Here is an 18,090-nt window from a genome sequence, read left to right as displayed (position 1 = left end):
CAACCGAGGGGGCGGCCGACGCTCCCTCATTCGCGTTTCGGAGACGGTGATGGCCGCGATCAAAGAACTTGTGCATACCGAGGGCGATTCCAACACGACGGCCGCGCGCGGCGGCTGGGATGCCGGCCAGGACGATCCCCGCATCCGCGGCCTGCTTGACCGCGATGCCGCCGCCTTCATGCACCAGAGCCTGTCCAGCCCGTGCCTGTCGACGATCGCCAAGGCGGAAGGCATCTGGATCGAGGACACCGTTGGCCGCCGCTTCATGGACTTCCACGGCAACAGCGTGCATCACCTCGGCTACGGTCATCCCAAATTGGTGGCGGCGATCAAGAAGCAGCTTGATGACCTCTGCTTCGCGCCGCGCCGCTTCACCTGCGAACCCGCGGTCGAGTTGGCCGAGAAACTGGCGGCACTTGCTCCGGGCGATCTCGGCAAGGTGCTGTTCACCACCGGCGGCTCGGATGCCATCGAGGTGGGGCTGAAGATCGCGCGCGCCGCGACCGGTCGCTTCAAGACGGTGTCGTTCTGGGATGCGTTTCATGGCGCTGGGTTTGGTGCTGCCAGCGTCGGCGGCGAAGCCACCTTCCGCTCGCACATATCAGGCCCGATGATGACCGGCACCGAGCATGTCGCGCCCTGGGACGGCTATCGCTGCCCATACGGCCACGATTCCCTCGAAGCATCGGGTCTCGCCTGCGCCAACATGATTGCCTACGTGCTCGGCCGCGAGCAGGACGTGGCGGCGGTCGTCGCCGAGCCGATGCGGGCGACGCCCAATCCACCGCCGTCCGGCTTCTGGAAACGGGTGCGCGAGGCCTGCGACCGGCATGGCACGCTGCTGATCTTCGACGAGATCCCCACCGGCCTCGGCAAAACAGGAAAATTCTTCGCCCATGAGCATGATGGCGTGACACCCGACATCGTCGTTCTCGGCAAGTCGCTTGGCGGCGGCATCCTGCCGATCGCCGCCGTCATCGCGCGTCGCGAGCTCGATGTCACCGGGGGCTTCGCTATCGGTCACTACACCCACGAAAAGAACCCAGTGACGACGCGCGCCGCCCTGACCACCATCGACATCATCCTGGAGGAAGGGCTGGTCGAACGGTCGGCCGAACTCGGCCAACATATGCTGGGACGCATGCAGGATCTGATGGCGCGCTCGCCTCATGTCGGCGACGTCAGGGGTAGGGGGCTCATGGTCGGCGTCGAACTGGTCGAGGATCGCGCCACGCGGCAGCCGGCGCGCGAGCTTGCTGAGCGGGTTTTCTATGCCTGCCTGGAGCAGGGCCTAAGCTTCAAGGTCAGCCATGGCAATGTGCTGACGCTGTCGCCGCCGCTGGTTATCTCGAAAGCCGATCTCGACCGCGCCCTCGACATTGTCGAGCGCGCCGTGCTGGCGGCCTGACCATGAAGGCCGTGCGCACCGACCAGGAGCTCGAATGCCCCGGCATCGACGCCGGTCTGCGGGCGAGGGGCGTTGAGTTGGTGACGCTGCCGGACGGCATTTTCGAAGCCGATCTCATAGAGGCCATTGCCGACGCCGATCTTCTCCTGATGTGCTACACACCGATCACGGCGCGGGTGATCGATGCAGCGCCGAAATTGAAGGGCATCGTTAAATACGGCGTCGGCATCGACGCCATCGACATTCCTACCGCCATGCGGCGCGGCATCCCTGTCGCCAACGTGCCGGAATACGCCGAGGAAACCGTCGCTGAGGGCGCCTTCGCCCTGATGATCGCGCTGGCCAAGCGGCTGCCGGCGATCACGGCGGCGGTGTCGCGCGATGGCTGGGTCTGGCCCGCGCAGTGCTGGCTCGGGCGCGACATTTCCGGCACCACGCTCGGGCTAGTCGGCTGCGGCAAGATCGGCCGCAGCATGGCACGCATGGCAGGCCAAGGGTTTCATGCCCGGGTTCTCGGCTTCGATCCCGGTGTCGATGCCGCAACCATGCACGCCGCCGGCATCGAGAAGGTCGACGACCTGCAAGCCATGCTGCGCGTCTGCGATTCTGTCTCGATCCATTGTGTGTTGAACGACAAGACGCGCGGCCTGATCGGCAAGACGGAACTCGCCTGCCTGAAGCCTTCCGCCATCATCGTCAACGTCTCGCGCGGTGCCCTCATCGATGAGACGGCGCTTGTCGAGGCTGTTGTCGCCGGCCGTATCGGCGGCGCCGGGCTCGACGTCTATTCGGTCGAGCCGCTGGCCAGGTCAGGTCATCCGATGAGCGCGCTTTTCGATCGCGACAATGTGATCCTGTTTCCGCATCTCACCTTCTTCACGCATGAGGCGATGCGCCGGCTCGAAGACGACACGCTCGCGCGCTGCTTCGAGATCCTTGACGGTCGCCCGGTGACCATCCGCTCGCATGATCCGCGTTTGCGGGCGCAGACATCGGGCGTTTCATTCAGCTGATATCCCTGATTTTTCAAACTGATAGACGCCTTCCGCGTAGCCAAAATCGCGCCCGCGACATCTGTGCGACAGTTCCATGACAAACATCAGAAGAAGTTTGCCTGTCATAAAATAAATAGATTTTACTTATCGATCATCAGTCCCCAGAGTTGGCGCAACAACGACATCCAGTCGGCTCAACGTCCGCCAGAGACCCGAAGCCGGTCGGTCCTAGTGCATCGCAGAATGTGCCAACAATCACAGGGGAACTGATCCATGAAATCGCGCAATGCAACCATCGCTATGGCCTTCGCCGCGTCGCTGGTGGCGTCGTCGGCTCTCACCGGACCGGCTTTCGCCGACGGTGTCGTCACCATCTATTCCGCCGACGGCCTGCATGACGGCAATGGCAGCTGGTACGAGACCGAATTCGCCGCCTTCACCAAGGCCACCGGCATCACCGTGCAGTATATCGAGGCAGGCTCCGGCGGGGTCGTCGAGCGCGTCGCCAAGGAAAAGTCGAACCCGCAGGCCGACGTGCTGGTGACGTTGCCGCCCTTCGTCCAGCGCGCCGCCGCCGACGGCCTGCTGCAGGACTACAAGCCGCAAGGCGCCGACCAGATCGACGGCGGCACCGACAAGTACCGGCCGCTGGTCAACAACTATATGAACTTCATTTACAACAGCGCCGTGCTGTCGGAAGCGCCGAAGAGTTACAGCGATCTGCTCGATCCCAAGTTCAAGGGCAAGATCCAGTATTCGACCCCAGGTCAGGCCGGTGACGGCACCGCCGTCATGCTGCAGATCATCCATGCCTTCGGCGGCGAGGATGCTGGCTTCGAGTTCATGAAGAAGCTGCAGGACAACAATGTCGGTCCGTCCGCCTCGACCGGCAAGCTGACCGCGCTGGTCAACAAGGGCGAATTGCACGTCGCCAATGGCGATCTGCAGATGAACATGTCGCAAATGGCCGACAATCCCAACATCAAGGTATTCTGGCCCGCTGGTCCCGACGGTGTGCGCTCCACTTTCGCGCTGCCCTATGAAGTCGGCCTGGTCACCGGTGCGCCCAATGCCGACAACGGCAAGAAGCTGATCGACTTCCTGCTGTCCAAGGAAGCCCAGTCGACCGTCAGCTCGATTGCCATCGGCGTGCCCGCCCGCAAAGACATGACGCCGTCCGACGCCAACTTCGCCAAGCTGCAGGAGGCGATGAAGGGGCTGACCATCTGGTCGCCGAATTGGGACGAGGCGCTGAGCAAACTTCCCGACTATGTCAAGAAGTGGAACGAGGCGACCGGAAGCTGACACCCGAGGACGGAAATCCGGAGAACCAAGCCATGTCGGCCGTGGCCTTTACTGGTACCAGTGTCATGGACATCGACGCCGCGAAAATTCGCGGCGCCGGTTCCAATGTCCATTTCGACAAGGTCAGCGTCGCCTATGGCGCGCATGTCGTCCTGCATCCGCTGACCCTGGACATTGCGCCGGGTGAAATCCTGGCGATGATCGGCCCCTCCGGCTCCGGCAAGACCACCGCCTTGCGGGCTGTCGCCGGTTTCGTGCGGCCGGCCAGCGGCCGCATCCGCATCGGCGCGACAGACGTCACCGACCTGCCGCCCTACGAACGCGGCCTCGGCATGGTGGTGCAGAACTACGCGCTGTTTCCGCATATGCGGGTGGAAGACAACGTTGCCTTTGGGCTCAGGGCACAAGGCGCCGACAAGGCGCTGATCGCCGAGCGGGTCAAGGATGCGCTCGGCACGGTCGGCATGGCGACTTTCGCCAAGCGTTATCCACGCGAGCTTTCGGGCGGTCAACAGCAGCGTGTCGCGATTGCCCGCGCACTTGCCGTGCGGCCGCGCGTGCTATTGCTCGATGAGCCGCTGTCGGCGCTCGACGCGCAGATCCGCCGCAACATGGTCGAGGAGATTGCTCGGCTGCACCGCAGCCTGCCCGGCCTCACCATCCTCTATGTCACCCATGATCAGACCGAAGCGCTGACGCTTGCCGACAAGATCGCCATCATGCGCGACGGCAGGGTCTGTTCGCATGGACCGACGACGGAACTCTACCGCCGCCCGCCGAACCGCTTCACCGCCGAGTTCCTCGGCCGCGCCAACCTCCTGCCGGTGACAATTGCCGAGCCTGTTGGCTCGAAGGGCCTTGCCACGGCAAGGCACGGTGACTCAGTGCTCACCGGCGCCGGCCGTGACGAGAAGGCCGGCGACAAGAGTCTGCTCTGCATCCGGCCGCAGCATCTCGGCCTGACGGCCGACGCAGAGCACACCAACCGCATCGTCGGCACGTTGCGGGAAGTGCACTGGCAGGGCGAACTCACTCACCTCGTGCTCGATGTCGACGGCACGCCGGTGCGCGTCTCGGCGACAAAACTGCCGATCGCCTTGCCCGAACCCGGCGCCAGGGTGCCGCTGTTCTTCGCGCCCGCCGACACCTCGCTGCTTCCGGAAGATTCCGGTGTCTGAGGCGGTCGCCCTTCACGCACCGGCGATCCGGAGGGAGCCCGGCAAATTCTGGATCGTGCCGCCGGCGGCCTTGCTGGCGCTGCTGTTCTTCTATCCGCTGGCGCTCATCGCCCGGCAGGCCTTCCTTGACGACAGCGGCGTCGCCAATGCCGCCGAGATTGTTCGCGTGCTGCAAGCGCGCTTCTTCCTCAACGCGCTGATCAACACGGTGACGATCTCGGTCACGGCGACGGCCGGATGCCTGATCGTCGGCCTCGTGCTGGCGCTGATCCTCGCCTTCGTGCCGTTCCCCGGCAGCGGTTTCATCGCCCGGTTGATCGACACCTTCATCGCGCTCCCGACCTTCCTGGTGACGCTTGCCTTCACCTTCCTCTACGGCTCCGCTGGCATGCTCAATGCCGGGCTGATGGAGACCTTCTCGCTACCGCTGCCGCCGGTCGATTTCCTCTACTCGACCTGGGGCGTGGTGCTGGCCGAAGTCACCGTCTATACGCCTTTCATCCTGCGGCCGCTGCTTGCTGCTTTCTCGCTGGTCGATCGCGGCCAGATCGAAGCCGCGAGCGTGCTGGGCGCGCGCCCGTTCCGCATCGTGCGTCAGGTCATCCTGCCAGCGGCAATCCCGGCACTCATCGCCGGCGGCAGTCTCTGCCTGCTGCTGACCGTCAATGAGTTCGGCATCGTGCTGTTCATCGGCGCAAAGGGCGTCATCACCCTGCCGTTGCTGATCTACGGCAAGGCGATCCAGGAATCGGCCTATCAGGTCGCCTGCATCATCGCAGTGGTCAACATCGCGCTGTCGCTGGGCCTGTTCGGCCTCTACCGTTTCGCCGCCGGCCGGTTGGGGGTCTAGCCATGCTGGTCTGGTCGCGCCCTGGTCGGATCGTGTTGTGGGTGCTGTTCGCGCTGATCTTCGGCGTGCTGTTCCTGGCGCCGCTGGCGGTCATCCTCCTGTCCAGCCTGGCCGACCAGTGGAATGGCGTGCTGCCCAATGGCCTGACGACGGAGCACTACACCGATGTCATCAGGGGGGCGGCGTGGAATTCGGTCAAGGCGAGCCTGATCACCGGCTTCCTGGCCAGCGCGCTGGCGCTGGTCAGCGGCACCTGGGCAGCCCTGTCGCTTCGCCTTCAGGGTCACGCCCTGAAGCGCCTGCTCGGCCTGCTGTTCTTCATCCCAAGTGCGGTGCCTTCCGTGTCCGTCGGCCTCGGCTTGCTGGTTGCCTTCAGCCATCCGCCGCTGCTGCTCAACGGCACGATCGCGATCGTCATGATCGCGCATTTCGTGCTGATCTCGGCCTTCACCTTCGGCAATGTCTCGGCCGGCCTGGCGCGGCTTTCGCCGGACTTCGAACAGGTCGCGTCGAGCCTCGGCGCGCGGCCGGCCTATCGGCTCTGGCACGTCACGCTGCCCCTGCTCGCCCCTTATCTGGTCGCCGCCTTCGGCTTAAGTTTCGCGCTGTCGATGGGCGAACTCGGCGCCACCGTCATGGTCTATCCGCCGGGTTGGGTGACGCTGCCGGTATCGATCTTCAGCCTCACCGATCGCGGCGACATCTTTGCTGGTGCCGCACTCACCATGATCCTGGTGGCGGCGACGCTGGTCTTGCTGCTCGGCTTGGAGCGCATTACGAAGCGCGCCACCGGTACATAGAAACTCCGAAGAGCCTCAACTCTGTGCCGGCTTGCGTTCGACGATATAGATGTGGTCGGCGGCGAGCACCACCTCGCCGCGCTGGTTGATCACCTCGCAGCGTTCGATCACCCGTCCTGAACCCGGCCGCTTGGGGTCGTCCTCCTTGGCCGTGATGGTGGTGCGCGTGCGGATCGTGTCGCCGATGAACACCGGCTTGATGAAGCGCAGCCGGTCGTAGCCATAGGAAAAGGCGACAGGGTTGACGATGCTTGCCGTCAGCCCGATGCCGACCGAGAACACCAGCGTGCCATGCGCGATGCGCTGGCCGAACGGCGTCGTCTTCATGTATTCGGCGTCCATATGATGCGGGAAGAAATCGCCGGTGTGGCCGGCATGGACGATGAAGTCGGTCTCGGTGATGGTGCGGCCGCTGGTCAGCCGCGAAGAGCCGATCTCGTAGTCTTCGAAATAGGTGATCTGTTCCATCAAGGTCTTTCCGCGATCGGCGTCGCCGGCGCCGCGCTCGATTTATAGGCGGCTTCCACCAGTGCCATTGTGTTCCAGGCGTCCTCGACCGAGCTGACCAGTTCGTCATCTTCGCCTGATGCAAAGCGCTGCACATTGGCCATGCGCCCGACGAAGGCGTCGGGGAACCACTCGCCGGCGAGCGGCACGCTGATCCAGTCCGTCCCGCCCTTCGGATGGATTTCCAGTATGTCCGGTTCGCCCCGGGGATAGTCGAGGTTGAGGCCGAGCTTGAGATAGGCCGCACCCTCGGTGCCACTGATGCGGAACTCGCAGGCCTGGTGGCGGCGGCCGAATTTGTGATCGTGGTTGATCGACAGCGCGCAACGCACCGTGTCGCCATAGTCGAGAATGGCGCTGGTGCGCGTCTGCGCCACCTTGTGGTTGGGATGGCCGAGCGTCTTGGCGTGCACGCCCTTGGGATCGCCGAGCAATTGCCTGATGAGGTCGAGATAATGGATCGAGTGCATGGCGATCTCGACGCGCGGTGCCTTGAGCAGGAACTCCCACAACTCCCACGGCGTCGCCAGCGCCAGCCAGGCATCGAAATCGACGATTTCGCCAAGCCAGCCCTTGGCGATGGCGTCCTTGAGCGCCAGCATCATCGGCGCGAAGCGGAGCTGGAAATTCACCGCTGCCTTGAGGTCCTTGGCGCGGCAGATTTCGAGGATTTCGGTCGCCTCGCCGAGATAGTTGCCCATCGGCTTCTGGATCAATGCGACCGCACCGTCCGGCAGAGCTTTCAGGATCTCGGCGTGCCGACCCGGCGGCGTCGCCAGATCGAAGATCGCATCCTTGACATCAGCGGCTTCATCGACCGAGCGGAATGCCGTGACACCCCATTTCTCGGCCAGGGCCTGCGCCTTGGCCTGGTCCGGATCATAGAGGCCGGCAATCGGAAAGCTGGCCTTTTTGTAGGCCGGAAAATGCGCATCGCCGACAATCGACCCCGCACCGAAGGTGACGATCGGGCGAGGCTTCGAAGGTTTGGGCCAGGATTGAACGAGCGAGGCCGGGTCGAAACCGCCCTCAGTCATGATGGAAGACCTCGTCCATGGAAGCCCACCACTCGCCCTCTTTGCGGGTCGTGAGCGGCTCCTGGCATGGCATACAGACAGCCCACCATTCCTGCGTCCTGGGATCGGCCGCCATCTTGGCCATGTCGGCCGCATAGTCGGTGCCGTGATACTCGAAAGTGGAAAACAGCAGGTTCTCCGGCCGCTTCAGATAGATCGAGTAGTTCTTGATGTTGCAGGCCGAGATCATGGTCAGCACGTCGGGCCAGACGGCGGCATGGAGGAGGACATACTCCTCGACCTTTTCCGGCTTCAGCCCCAGCACCATTCCCATCCGCTGCATATCCGTTCCCCTATTTCGTGATCGCCGTGGTGAATTCGGCGATGCTCATGGCCTTGACCGCGTCCCAGTCCCAGTCGATGCCGATGCCCGGTTCGTCGGGCGCCAGTGCGTGACCATCCTCGATGCGCATATGCTTGCCGGTCAACGCATCGAGTTGCGGAATGTACTCGACATATCGGCCGTTCTGAACAGCGCAGGTAAGGCTGACATGCAGTTCCATCAGGAAATGCGGACAGACCGGGATATCGAAGGCCTCCGCCGCATGCGCGATCTTGAGCCAGGGCGTGATGCCGCCAATGCGGCCGACATCGACCTGCACGATCGAACAGGCGCCTTTCTGCATGTATTCGCGGAAATGGCGCATCGAATAGAGCGACTCGCCGATGGCGATCGGCGTCGGCGTCGAGTTGGACAGCCTGATATGCCCGTCGATGTCGTCGGCCGGCAGCGGCTCCTCGATCCAGGCGAGATCGAGTTCGCGCAGCCTGGCAGCACGCCGGATCGCCTCGTCGACCGAGAATCCCTGATTGGCGTCGGTCATGATCTCATAGCCGTCGCCGACCGCCTTGCGCACTGCGGACAATCGCGCCATATCCTCCGACCCGTGCGGCTTGCCGATCTTCACCTTCGAGCCGCGAAATCCCTTGGCCTTGGCCGCCAGCGCATCGTCGACCAGTGCGGCCGTCTCGATATGCAGCCAGCCGCCTTCGGTGGTGTAGAGCGGGCAGCGGTCCTTGGCCCCGCCGGCCAGTTTCCACAGTGGCAGGTTCTGCTTCTTTGCCCTCAGATCCCAAAGCGCCGTATCGATCGCCGCAATGGCGATGGCGGTGATGGCACCGATCGTGGTCGCATGCGTGGCGAATTCGAGATCGTGCCAGATCGCCTCGATCATGTCGGGGTCACGGCCGATCAGGCGCGGCGCCAGATGGTCGGACAAAAGCCGCATCACCGAGGAGCCGCCGGTGCCGATCGTGTAGCTGTAGCCGGTGCCGACCGCGCCGTCGGAGTCGGTGATGGTGACGATCGGCGTTTCCTGGCTGACGAAGCTCTGGATGGCGTCGGTGCGCTTGACCTTGGGTACAAGGTCCACCATCCGCAGTTCGATCTTCTCGATTCTAGCCATCGGTCAGCTCCGCAATGTCTTTCCGGTCTCGGTGGCAAACAGATGCGCCTGCGACAGGTCGAGGCTCATCGCCACCCGCTCGCCGGACTTGAGCGGCCTCGGGTTCAGCATGCGCGAGACCCAGTCCGTGCCGTTGAACTCGACGAACACCAGCGTCTCGTTGCCGAGTGGTTCGGTGACGGTGATCGGCAGTTCGATCTGATGGACATCGGCGGCGGCACCTGAGCTGATGCCATGGCCGGTCGGATAGATGTCGTCGGGCCGCAGCCCGAACACCACTCTGTCGCCTGTGGCGACATTGGCCTTGAACTGGGCGGGCAAAGGCAGCTTCTCGCCGCTGGCGAAAACCATCTGGCCGTCATCAATCGTCGCCTCGTGCAAATTCATCGGCGGCGAGCCGATGAAGCCGGCAACGAAGCGCGTTGCCGGCCGCCGGAAGACCTCGTCGGGCGTGCCGACCTGCTCGATATGGCCATCGCGCATGATGACGATGCGATCTGCCAGCGTCATCGCCTCGACCTGGTCGTGGGTGACGTAGATCACCGTCGACTGCACCTTGGCATGCAGCTTCTTGATTTCGGTTCGCATCTGCGTGCGCAATTTGGCGTCGAGATTGGACAGCGGCTCGTCGAACAGGAACACATCGGGGTCGCGCACGATTGCGCGGCCCATGGCGACGCGCTGGCGCTGGCCGCCGGACAGTTGCGACGGGCGGCGGTCGAGCAGCGTATCGAGGCCGAGAATGGCAGAGGCCTCGGCGACGCGGCGGTCCATCTCTTCCTTGGCGGCGCCGGCGATCTTGAAGGAGAAGCCGAGGTTTTCGCGCACCGTCATATGCGGATAGAGCGCGTAGGACTGGAACACCATCGAGATGTTGCGCGAACGCGGCGGCAGATCGTTGACGACGCGCCCGCCGATCTCGATCGAGCCGGCGCTGATCTCCTCCAATCCGGCGATCATGCGCAAAGTCGTCGACTTGCCGCAGCCGGAGGGGCCGACCAGCGCGATGAATTCGCGGTCGGTGATGTCGAGATCGATGCCATGCACGATCCCGATATTGCCGTAGCGCTTGGTCAGCTTTTTGAGGGAAACTGTTGCCATGGGATCAGCCTTTCACCGCGCCGGAGGTCAGGCCGCCGACAAGGTGTTTCTGAACGATATAGGTGAGGGTGAGCGCTGGGATGATCATCACCACCGCGAGCGCGCACATGCCGCGCCAGTCGATGGTGAACTCGGCCGTGTAGTCGAGCAGGCCGACCGGCAGCGTCTTGGCGCTGACCGAGCGGGTCAGCTGCGAAGCCAGCGCGAATTCGTTCCAGCAGGTCAGGAAGGCGAAGATGGCGGCGGATGCGATGCCCGGCCCGGCAAGCGGGAACTCGACCTGCCAGAACGCCTGCCAGCGTGTGCAGCCATCGATCTGCGCGGCTTCCGCAAGGTCCTTCGGCACCTGGCGGAAGAAGCCGTCGATCAGCCAGATCGTGAACGGCACGTTGAGTGCGACATAGGCGAGGATCAGCCCGAAATGCGTGTCGATGATGCCGAGCCGCACATAGAGGAAGAACAGCGGCAGCGACAGCGCGATGCCCGGCACCGTGCGCGTCAGCATCAGGCCGAGGAAGACACTCGACTTGCCGCGGAAACGATAGCGCGCGAAGGCGTAGCCGCCGGCCATGCCGATGGCGACCGCAATGATCGTCGATGTCACCGAGATGATCAGCGAGTTGCGGAAATATTCGATGACCGGGATGCCGCCCTTGCCGATGCCTGAGAACATCGAAACATAGGCGTCGAACGAGACTTCTTGCGGAATCCACACCGGCGGCTTGGCCATGATTTCCACAGTCGGCCGCAGCGACGACAGCACGATCCAGAGACCCGGCAGGCAGATCGTCAGCATCGCCAGGAACAGGCCGATGCGATAGACGATGCCAAGCAGCCGGCGCTTCAGGCGGGCGGAAGAATTCTCGTCCATCACCACTCCGCACCGATCTGCGTGCGCGCCGCGGCGAGCTTGTTGAAGAAATAGACGGTGAAGGCGATCGACAGCAGGATCGAGAAATAGGCCATGGCGTTGGCCATGCCCATGCGCCCGTCGCTGTAGGCGGTGCGTGCCACCAGCGTCCACAACAGTTCGGTGCGGCCCGCCGGTCCGCCATCGGTCATGATCTTGACGATGTCATAGGCGCGCGCGACGTCGAGCGAACGGATGGTCATGGCGATGTAGGCGAAGGGCATGACGAAGGGCCACGTCACATAGCGGAACGTCTGCCACGGCGTGCAGCCGTCGACCCGCGCCGCCTCGATCGGCTCCTTGGGCATGGCGAGCAGGCCGGCGAGGATCAGGATGGCGAAGATCGCCGTCGACGACCAGATCTCTGCGATCGAAATGGCGATGAAGGCGAGATGGCCCTCGATCAGCCACGGAATAGCGTCCTGCGTGATGCCGAGCGACTGCAGGGCATTGTTCACCAGGCCGATATTGTCGTTGAACATGAACTTGAACTGGAAGCCGACGAGGATCGGCGAGAACATCATCGGAAACATCATCAGCGTGCGCAGGATGCGCTGACCACGCGTCGCCTTCTCGACCAGCATGGCAAGGCCGAGACCCAGCAGCATTTCGAGATTGAGCGCGATGGTCAGCAGCAGCACAGTGCGGCCGAAAGCCCACCAGAAATCGGCGTTGGTCAGGATCGAAAGATAGTTCCGGAAGCCGACGAAGACGAAGAAGGTTTCGGGCTTGGTCAGGCGGAAGGGTGTGAAGCTGGAATAGAGCGACAAAAGCAGCGGCACGACGACGACCGCCGCCAGCACGATGATGGCTGGAAGCAGCAGCAGGAAAGGCGCGGATGGCTTGAAGCCCTTCATCAGAATTCCTGAAATGTTGCATTGGACTGGCGGCGAGGCGGACGCGACGAAAGGGCCATGTATCGCCGAGCATACGCCAAGACGCGATCGCCTCCCCCATTCCTGATGGGGGAGGCAGCCTTGGGAGACGGTTCTACAGCTTGCCGGCGTCCTGGAGGATTTGCGTCGCCTTGGCGGCCGCTTCATCCAGAGCCTGCTTGGAGGTCTTGTCGCCAAGGATCGCCGCCTGCAGTTCCGGATAGACGGCGTTCGAGATTTCGATCCATTCGGGCGTCTGCGGCACGGCGAAGGCGTGCTTGGCTTCTTCCTGGAAGGCGGAGAGGACCTCCTTCTTGTACGGATCGTTTTCGGCCTGCTTGAGGTCCCAGTCCCAGACCGCGGTGCGGGTCGGCAGCGGGCCGGCGGCGGCCTCGAGCTTCTGGCTGTCCTCATTGGTCAGCCACCACACCAGCGAAGCCGCGGCCTCCTTGTGTGGGCAGTTCTCGGTCACCGAGAAACCGTGGAAACCGGACCAGCCGGTGCGCTTGCCGGAAGAGCCCTTCGGCGCGACTTTCACGCCGACATTGCCGGCGACCTTCGACGACTTCGGATCGTTGAAGAACCCGGCCCAGCCCGGCCAGTCGAGGTTGATGGCGACGGTGCCCGAGGCAAAGCCCTGGCCGAGATCGTCCCAGAGGTAGTTGGTGGTTCCGGCCGGTACGGCCTTGGCCTTGTAGAGATTGACGAACCAGTCGAGCGCGCGGATGCCGGCCTCGGAGTTGAAGACCGGCTTGCCGTCCTTGTCGAGATATTCGCCGCCCTCGGCGACCACCATTTCATAGAAGCGGCCATTGATTGCCTCTTCCTTGCCGGCGAATTGCGTGCCGTAGAAATTGGGCGGGTTGGCGAAGAACTCGGCCTGGTCGGTGACTTCCTTCCAGCTGTCCGGCGGCACCAGGTCATAGCCGTATTTCGCCTTGAACTTGGTCTTGTTGTCGGCGTTCTCGTAGAGGCTCTTCTGGTAGTAGAGCGCCGAGACGTCGAACTGCGCGCGCGGCAGCATCTCCAGCTTGCCGTCGATGGTCGCCGACTTGATCGTCGACGGCACGAAGGCATCGATCTCCTCCTTGGGCAGCAATTTGCTGAGGTCGGTGTAGAGGCCCGTATATTGCGGCGCGAAGGACGAGTGGTTCCAGCCGACGCACCAATTGGTGCTGCCCGAGGCAATGTCGGATTTGAGCTCCTTGTCGATGTCGAAGCCGTTCTTCTTGGTCAGGATGTTGACCTTGGCGCCGGTCGCCTTCTCCCATTCCGGAATGCGTTCGTAGAGCTTTTCATATTGCTGGCCGCCGATCAGCTTCACGTCGACGGTCACGCCTTCGAACTTGCCGGGCAGGTCGCCGGCAAGGGCCGGGCCTGCACCAAATGCAAGCATCAATGCGCCGGCGGGCACGCCGGAAAGCAGTCTGTTCATTGGTATCCTCCCTTGGTGCGCCTTGGCAGGCGACCGCAACTCGTCTGATGACAAGAAGTGCTACATTCATATACAAACAAAACATTCATGAATACGTCAAGGCGAAATTTGTTTCCGCCGGCTTCATTTATGCGTATATGAAGAATCGATTTCACTGGAGAAGTGCCCCATGGACGACAGCGAAGACGAGCGATATCGCGCGCCGGCGCTCGACAAGGGACTCGACATCCTGGAATTGCTGGCCGGTGTCGATGGCGGCCTGACGCAGGCCGAAATCGCCAAGAAACTCGACCGTAGCCCCAATGAATTCTACCGCATGCTCGACCGGCTGGTGCGGCGCGGCTATGTCACAAGGCTGGATGGCGACCGCTATTCTCTGACGCTGAAACTGTTCGGCCTGGCGCAATTGCACGCTCCCGTCCGGCGGCTGGTTTCCTACGCAACCCCCCTTATGCGCGAACTGGCCGAGACCTCGCAGCAGGCCAACCAACTCGTTGTTTTTGATCGCGGTTCCGCCGTCGTCATCGCCCAGCAGGAAGCGCCGAATTACTGGGGCATCTCGATCCGCGTCGGCTCCCATATCAGCCTGTTCGACACTGGTTCGGGCCATGTACTGCTTGCCTTCCGCTCGCAGGAAGAGCGGCAGATGATGATTTCCGAGCATGTCCGCAGCACCGACAAGACGCCGCAATCGGCCGAGTTCTTCACCCGGCTCGACCAGATCCGCGACCGCGGCTACGAGATGATGGCCTCCATGCAGACCGCTGGCGTCTTCAATCTTTCGGCACCGGTGCGCAGTTCCGATGGCAGGGCCATCGCAGCGCTGTCGATCCCCTACATCACAGTCATCAACACGCCTTCAGCGCCTGACATCACCAGGACGATCGAGCTGTTGCTGGCAACCTGCGAAAAGCTATCGCATCTGGCTGGGTCGGCTGTCGGCTCGGCAGCATAAATTCTTATTTGAATGAAGAATTCCTCCGTGAGATGATTGAAAAACACTGGAGGGAGGAGCCTCGCCATGATCATCGATACCCATCTGCATCTCATCGATCGCTCGGCCTTGCGCTATCCCTGGCTTGCAGGCGTGCCGTCGCTCAACCGCGATTTCTCCTATGAGGAATATGCCACGGAGGCGCAGCGTGTCGGCGTCGAGCGCGTGCTGCATATGGAAGTCGATGTCGATCCGGCCGACATCGAAGCAGAGACCGAGCGTGTCGAAGTCCTGTCACGGCAGTCCGGCAGCATGCTGGCTGGGGCGATCGCGTCCTGCCGTCCGGAAGACGCGGATTTTCCGGCGTATGTCGAACGGCAACGAGCAAATCCCTTCGTCAAGGGCTTCCGCCGTGTGCTCCATGTCGTGCCGGATGATCTGTCGGAAGGCGCGGTGTTTCGCGACAACATCAAGCGGCTTGGCGGCACCGGTCTGACTTTCGATTTGGTCGTGCTGCCGCATCAGATCCCCAAGGCGATCGCACTGGCCGACCTGGCGCCCGACGTCCAGTTCGTCCTCGACCATTGCGGCGTCCCCGACATCAAGGCCAACGCCGAGCATCCCTGGCGCGAGCACATGAGCGAGATCGCTAAGCGCCCGAATGTCATGGCCAAGATTTCCGGCGTGGTTGCCTATGGCGGCCCTGCCTGGACGGTCGAGACATTACGGCCCTATGTCGAACACACCATTGGTTCGTTCCGCTGGGACCGTGTCGTCTGGGGCAGCGACTGGCCGGTCTGCACGCTCGGCGGCGGCCTGTCGACCTGGGTGGCGGCGACCCATGCGCTGCTTTCCGGCTGCAGCATCGCCGAGCGCGACAGCTTGCTGTCGGGCAATGCCCGCAAGCTCTGGCGGCTGGAATAGTTGGATTTGCCTCGGTATCTCAACGGGGCATAGCCCCAGACGTTACCCGCCGTTCGGTTTCGTTCAGGCTCCTCCGCCGGCAGCGCCGGACACCTGTGCGGGAGAATTCTCCCGGAACAGGCGATTGAGATCGGCAACGACCTGGGCGGCTTTGTGCCCGGAGGTCATGCCGGAAAGGATGCGGTCCGACGCGGCCTGTTGGAACGCCATGTAGCCGTCATGGCGAGGCCGCACCCATGCGCCTTCCAACGTGGCGCGCGTGTCCCGATAGAAATTGCCGGTCGCGGCGTTGACGCTCTGGTCTTCCCAGGCTGCTGCGTGGCCGGGCTGTCCGCCGGCGGCTGCATAGGGACCGCGCTGGACATCGCCGTTGGCAACCCAATAGGCGAAATCGATCGCGGCATTTTTGGCTTTTGAAAAGGCCGACACCGCTATGCCGGTGCCGCCGAGCGCGGAGCCCACGGGGCCGTTGGAGCCGACGGCCGGGATATCGGTGAAGGCCAGCCGGTGCGCGCGAAACCCCGATATCGCATAGGAGACATAGCCATAGATCAGCGGTGCACAGACGATCTTGGAATCGGCCGCCGCCATCCGTTCGGAAACCGCGATCGGATCCATCTCGAAACAGGCCGGTTCGACCAGCGCGGCGATCTCGCGCATCGCCTCCAAGATCTGGCTGCCGGTCTCGATATCGATGAGATCGCGGGACGGATCGGTGGCGCAGGGATGACCGAGATTGCCGGCAAGCGTATAGAACACCATCAGCACATGCGGCGACCGCAGCGGCAAAAGCACGCGGCCTTGCCGCGCGAGATAGAGCACTTCGCTCCAGCCCGCCGGCGGCGCATCGAGCGCATCCGGTCGCCAGGCCTGGACCTGACTGGCCGCGTCGATGGGGAAAGCCCATTGCCGGCCCTGCCAGCTGTAGCTCGGATAGGACTGGCCGACGCTGCCTGAGGTGAGCGCGGCACGTTCCGCCTCGCGGCCGGCGACATCCAGCGGCGCGAGGCAGTTTTCCGCCGTGATCTGGCCGACATGCGGATGGTCGATGACGATCAAATCATAGGCGCGCGCCAGTTCCTCGACCGGGAAGGATTCGAAATCCTGCAGCGAGCGCTTGTCCCATTCGACGGCGACGCCGGTCTTCTGCTCCCACAGTGCCGAGCAGGCGACCATCGGATCGTAGCCGCGCGGATGGCTCCAGGTCATGCCCTTGAGCGCGGTCACAGGCCGAACTCCGCGCGGATCGCAGCACTGTGCTCGCCGATGCGCGGCGCGGCACGATCGACCTTGGCCCTGACACCATCGACCCTCAGCGGCGAACTGGTGGTGAGGATCGAGACATCGTCCTCGCGCGTCACCGTCTGCAGCATGTCGAGCGACTGGAAACCTTCGCTTGCCAGCATTTCCGGCCAGGTCAGCACCTTGGCGCACCAGATGTCGGCGGGCTCGAGAATGGCGAGCCATTCGTCGATGGTTTTGCTGGCGATCCGCTGCGCGATGATCGCCTTGATGTCGTCGCGCGCGGTGAACCACGAGGCCGGCCTGTCGCGATAGGGTGCCAGCTCATTGAGCGACAGTAGGTCGGCAAGCTTGGGGATCGGCGTCATGGCGATGGCGAGGTAGCCGTCCTTGGCTGGATAGACGCCGTAAGGCGCGGACAGATAGGCATGCGCACTGCGAAAGTTGGAGCGCCTGGGCAAGCGGCGGCCGTCATTGAGATGCGTCGTCAGCACCTCGAACTGGAAGTCGACCAGCGCTTCCAGCAGGCTGGTTTCAATATGGCTGCCCTGGCCGGTGATGCCGCGCCGGACGAGCGCCGCGAGGATGCCTTGCGCGCAGGCCGCACCCGCCAGCATGTCACCGATCGCCAGCCCGAACGGGACCGGCCCCTGGTCCTCGTCGCCATTCAGCCACATGACGCCGGAGCGGGACTGCGCCAGCAGATCCTGGCCGGGCCGCTTGACCCATGGACCCTCTTCGCCATAGCCGCTGATCGAGGCGTAGACGAGCCGCGGGTTGATCTTGCGCACGGTCTCATAGTCGAAGCCGAGGCGCTCGATGACACCAGGCCGGAAATTCTGGATCAGCACATCGGCCTTGGCCAGTAGCCCGCGCAGCGTCTTCAGGTCGGCCTCGTTCTTGAGGTCGATGGCAAAACTTTCCTTGGCGCGGTTGATGGCGTGGAAGATGGTGGAATCGCCGCCGATCTCGGTGTCGCTGAGATAGAGCCGGCGCGACAGGTCGCCGCCATCCGGACGCTCGATCTTGATGACGCGGGCGCCGAGATCGAGCAGCCGAAGCGAGCAATAAGGCCCGGACAGGAACTGGCTCATGTCGACGACGGTGAGACCGGCAAGCGGCAATTCGGCCAAAGCCGGCATTT

Annotated in this window: 18 protein-coding genes; 8 read left to right on the top strand and 10 right to left on the bottom strand. The window is 63.3% G+C overall.

What is annotated here, in order from left to right; genetic code table 11:
* Positions 1-49: 49 nt before the first annotated feature.
* The 6 genes from pbfA to AC0V8S_RS31840 all read left to right on the top strand — a co-directional run bounded on the left by pbfA (position 50) and on the right by AC0V8S_RS31840 (position 6,536).
* Entirely contained in the window at positions 50-1,408 is a 1,359-nt protein-coding gene (pbfA, locus tag AC0V8S_RS31865) for a (R)-1-hydroxy-2-aminoethylphosphonate ammonia-lyase (protein ID WP_475435497.1), read from the top strand.
* A 2-nt stretch (positions 1,409-1,410) separates the two neighbouring features.
* A complete protein-coding gene (locus AC0V8S_RS31860) occupies positions 1,411-2,421 on the top strand; it encodes a C-terminal binding protein (RefSeq protein ID WP_475435495.1) in 1,011 nt (336 codons plus the stop codon).
* Between the two features lie 255 nt (positions 2,422-2,676).
* Positions 2,677-3,708 (top strand): 2-aminoethylphosphonate ABC transporter substrate-binding protein, encoded by a 1,032-nt coding sequence (locus tag AC0V8S_RS31855; RefSeq protein WP_475435494.1) that lies wholly within the window; start codon positions 2,677-2,679, stop codon positions 3,706-3,708.
* 32 nt (positions 3,709-3,740) lie between these two features.
* Entirely contained in the window at positions 3,741-4,886 is a 1,146-nt protein-coding gene (locus AC0V8S_RS31850) for an ABC transporter ATP-binding protein (protein WP_475435492.1), read from the top strand.
* The gene (locus tag AC0V8S_RS31845; protein ID WP_475435491.1) at positions 4,879-5,736 is read left to right on the top strand and encodes a 2-aminoethylphosphonate ABC transporter permease subunit; all 858 of its coding nucleotides are present in this window, start codon (positions 4,879-4,881) and stop codon (positions 5,734-5,736) included. Before AC0V8S_RS31850 ends, AC0V8S_RS31845 begins: the two co-directional genes overlap by 8 nt.
* 2 nt (positions 5,737-5,738) lie before the next feature.
* Complete coding sequence (locus AC0V8S_RS31840) at positions 5,739-6,536, top strand: ABC transporter permease subunit (RefSeq protein WP_475435489.1); 798 nt, start codon at positions 5,739-5,741, stop codon at positions 6,534-6,536.
* A gap of 15 nt (positions 6,537-6,551) precedes the next feature.
* Here the strand turns inward: AC0V8S_RS31840 and AC0V8S_RS31835 are convergent, their stop codons facing one another.
* From AC0V8S_RS31835 to AC0V8S_RS31800, 8 genes are all read right to left on the bottom strand, one after another.
* Positions 6,552-7,007: a MaoC/PaaZ C-terminal domain-containing protein gene (locus tag AC0V8S_RS31835; protein ID WP_475435487.1), complete on the bottom strand. Its 456-nt coding sequence runs from the start codon at positions 7,005-7,007 to the stop codon at positions 6,552-6,554.
* Positions 7,004-8,080: a Gfo/Idh/MocA family protein gene (locus AC0V8S_RS31830; RefSeq protein ID WP_475435485.1), complete on the bottom strand. Its 1,077-nt coding sequence runs from the start codon at positions 8,078-8,080 to the stop codon at positions 7,004-7,006. Before AC0V8S_RS31830 ends, AC0V8S_RS31835 begins: the two co-directional genes overlap by 4 nt.
* On the bottom strand, positions 8,073-8,402 hold the full coding sequence (locus tag AC0V8S_RS31825; protein ID WP_475435483.1) for an L-rhamnose mutarotase: 330 nt from the start codon (positions 8,400-8,402) through the stop codon (positions 8,073-8,075). Before AC0V8S_RS31825 ends, AC0V8S_RS31830 begins: the two co-directional genes overlap by 8 nt.
* A 10-nt stretch (positions 8,403-8,412) precedes the next feature.
* Positions 8,413-9,525 (bottom strand): mandelate racemase/muconate lactonizing enzyme family protein, encoded by a 1,113-nt coding sequence (locus AC0V8S_RS31820; protein ID WP_475435481.1) that lies wholly within the window; start codon positions 9,523-9,525, stop codon positions 8,413-8,415.
* 3 nt (positions 9,526-9,528) lie between these two features.
* A complete protein-coding gene (locus AC0V8S_RS31815; RefSeq protein ID WP_475435480.1) occupies positions 9,529-10,626 on the bottom strand; it encodes an ABC transporter ATP-binding protein in 1,098 nt (365 codons plus the stop codon).
* Positions 10,627-10,630: 4 nt separating this feature from the next.
* Positions 10,631-11,497 (bottom strand): carbohydrate ABC transporter permease, encoded by an 867-nt coding sequence (locus tag AC0V8S_RS31810; protein WP_475435478.1) that lies wholly within the window; start codon positions 11,495-11,497, stop codon positions 10,631-10,633.
* The gene (locus AC0V8S_RS31805) at positions 11,497-12,393 is read right to left on the bottom strand and encodes a carbohydrate ABC transporter permease (protein ID WP_475435476.1); all 897 of its coding nucleotides are present in this window, start codon (positions 12,391-12,393) and stop codon (positions 11,497-11,499) included. The genes AC0V8S_RS31810 and AC0V8S_RS31805 overlap by 1 nt, the downstream gene beginning before the upstream one ends.
* Positions 12,394-12,526: 133 nt before the next feature.
* Complete coding sequence (locus tag AC0V8S_RS31800; RefSeq protein WP_475435475.1) at positions 12,527-13,846, bottom strand: ABC transporter substrate-binding protein; 1,320 nt, start codon at positions 13,844-13,846, stop codon at positions 12,527-12,529.
* 169 nt (positions 13,847-14,015) lie between these two features.
* Here AC0V8S_RS31800 and AC0V8S_RS31795 point away from each other — a divergent pair, with 169 nt between their 5' ends.
* Complete coding sequence (locus AC0V8S_RS31795; protein ID WP_475435474.1) at positions 14,016-14,801, top strand: IclR family transcriptional regulator; 786 nt, start codon at positions 14,016-14,018, stop codon at positions 14,799-14,801.
* Between the two features lie 66 nt (positions 14,802-14,867).
* Entirely contained in the window at positions 14,868-15,704 is an 837-nt protein-coding gene (locus AC0V8S_RS31790) for an amidohydrolase family protein (protein ID WP_475435472.1), read from the top strand.
* Between the two features lie 63 nt (positions 15,705-15,767).
* Here the strand turns inward: AC0V8S_RS31790 and AC0V8S_RS31785 are convergent, their stop codons facing one another.
* Positions 15,768-16,913, bottom strand: a complete 1,146-nt coding sequence (locus tag AC0V8S_RS31785; RefSeq protein WP_475438732.1) for an extracellular solute-binding protein — start codon at positions 16,911-16,913, stop codon at positions 15,768-15,770.
* A 14-nt stretch (positions 16,914-16,927) separates the two neighbouring features.
* The gene (locus AC0V8S_RS31780) at positions 16,928-18,088 is read right to left on the bottom strand and encodes a CaiB/BaiF CoA transferase family protein (protein ID WP_475435470.1); all 1,161 of its coding nucleotides are present in this window, start codon (positions 18,086-18,088) and stop codon (positions 16,928-16,930) included.
* Positions 18,089-18,090: the final 2 nt, after the last annotated feature.

The sequence above is a fragment of the Mesorhizobium oxytropidicola genome (assembly GCF_056174625.1).
Note: the sequence above shows the minus strand (reverse complement) of the source record. Positions and strands in the feature narration are given on the sequence as shown.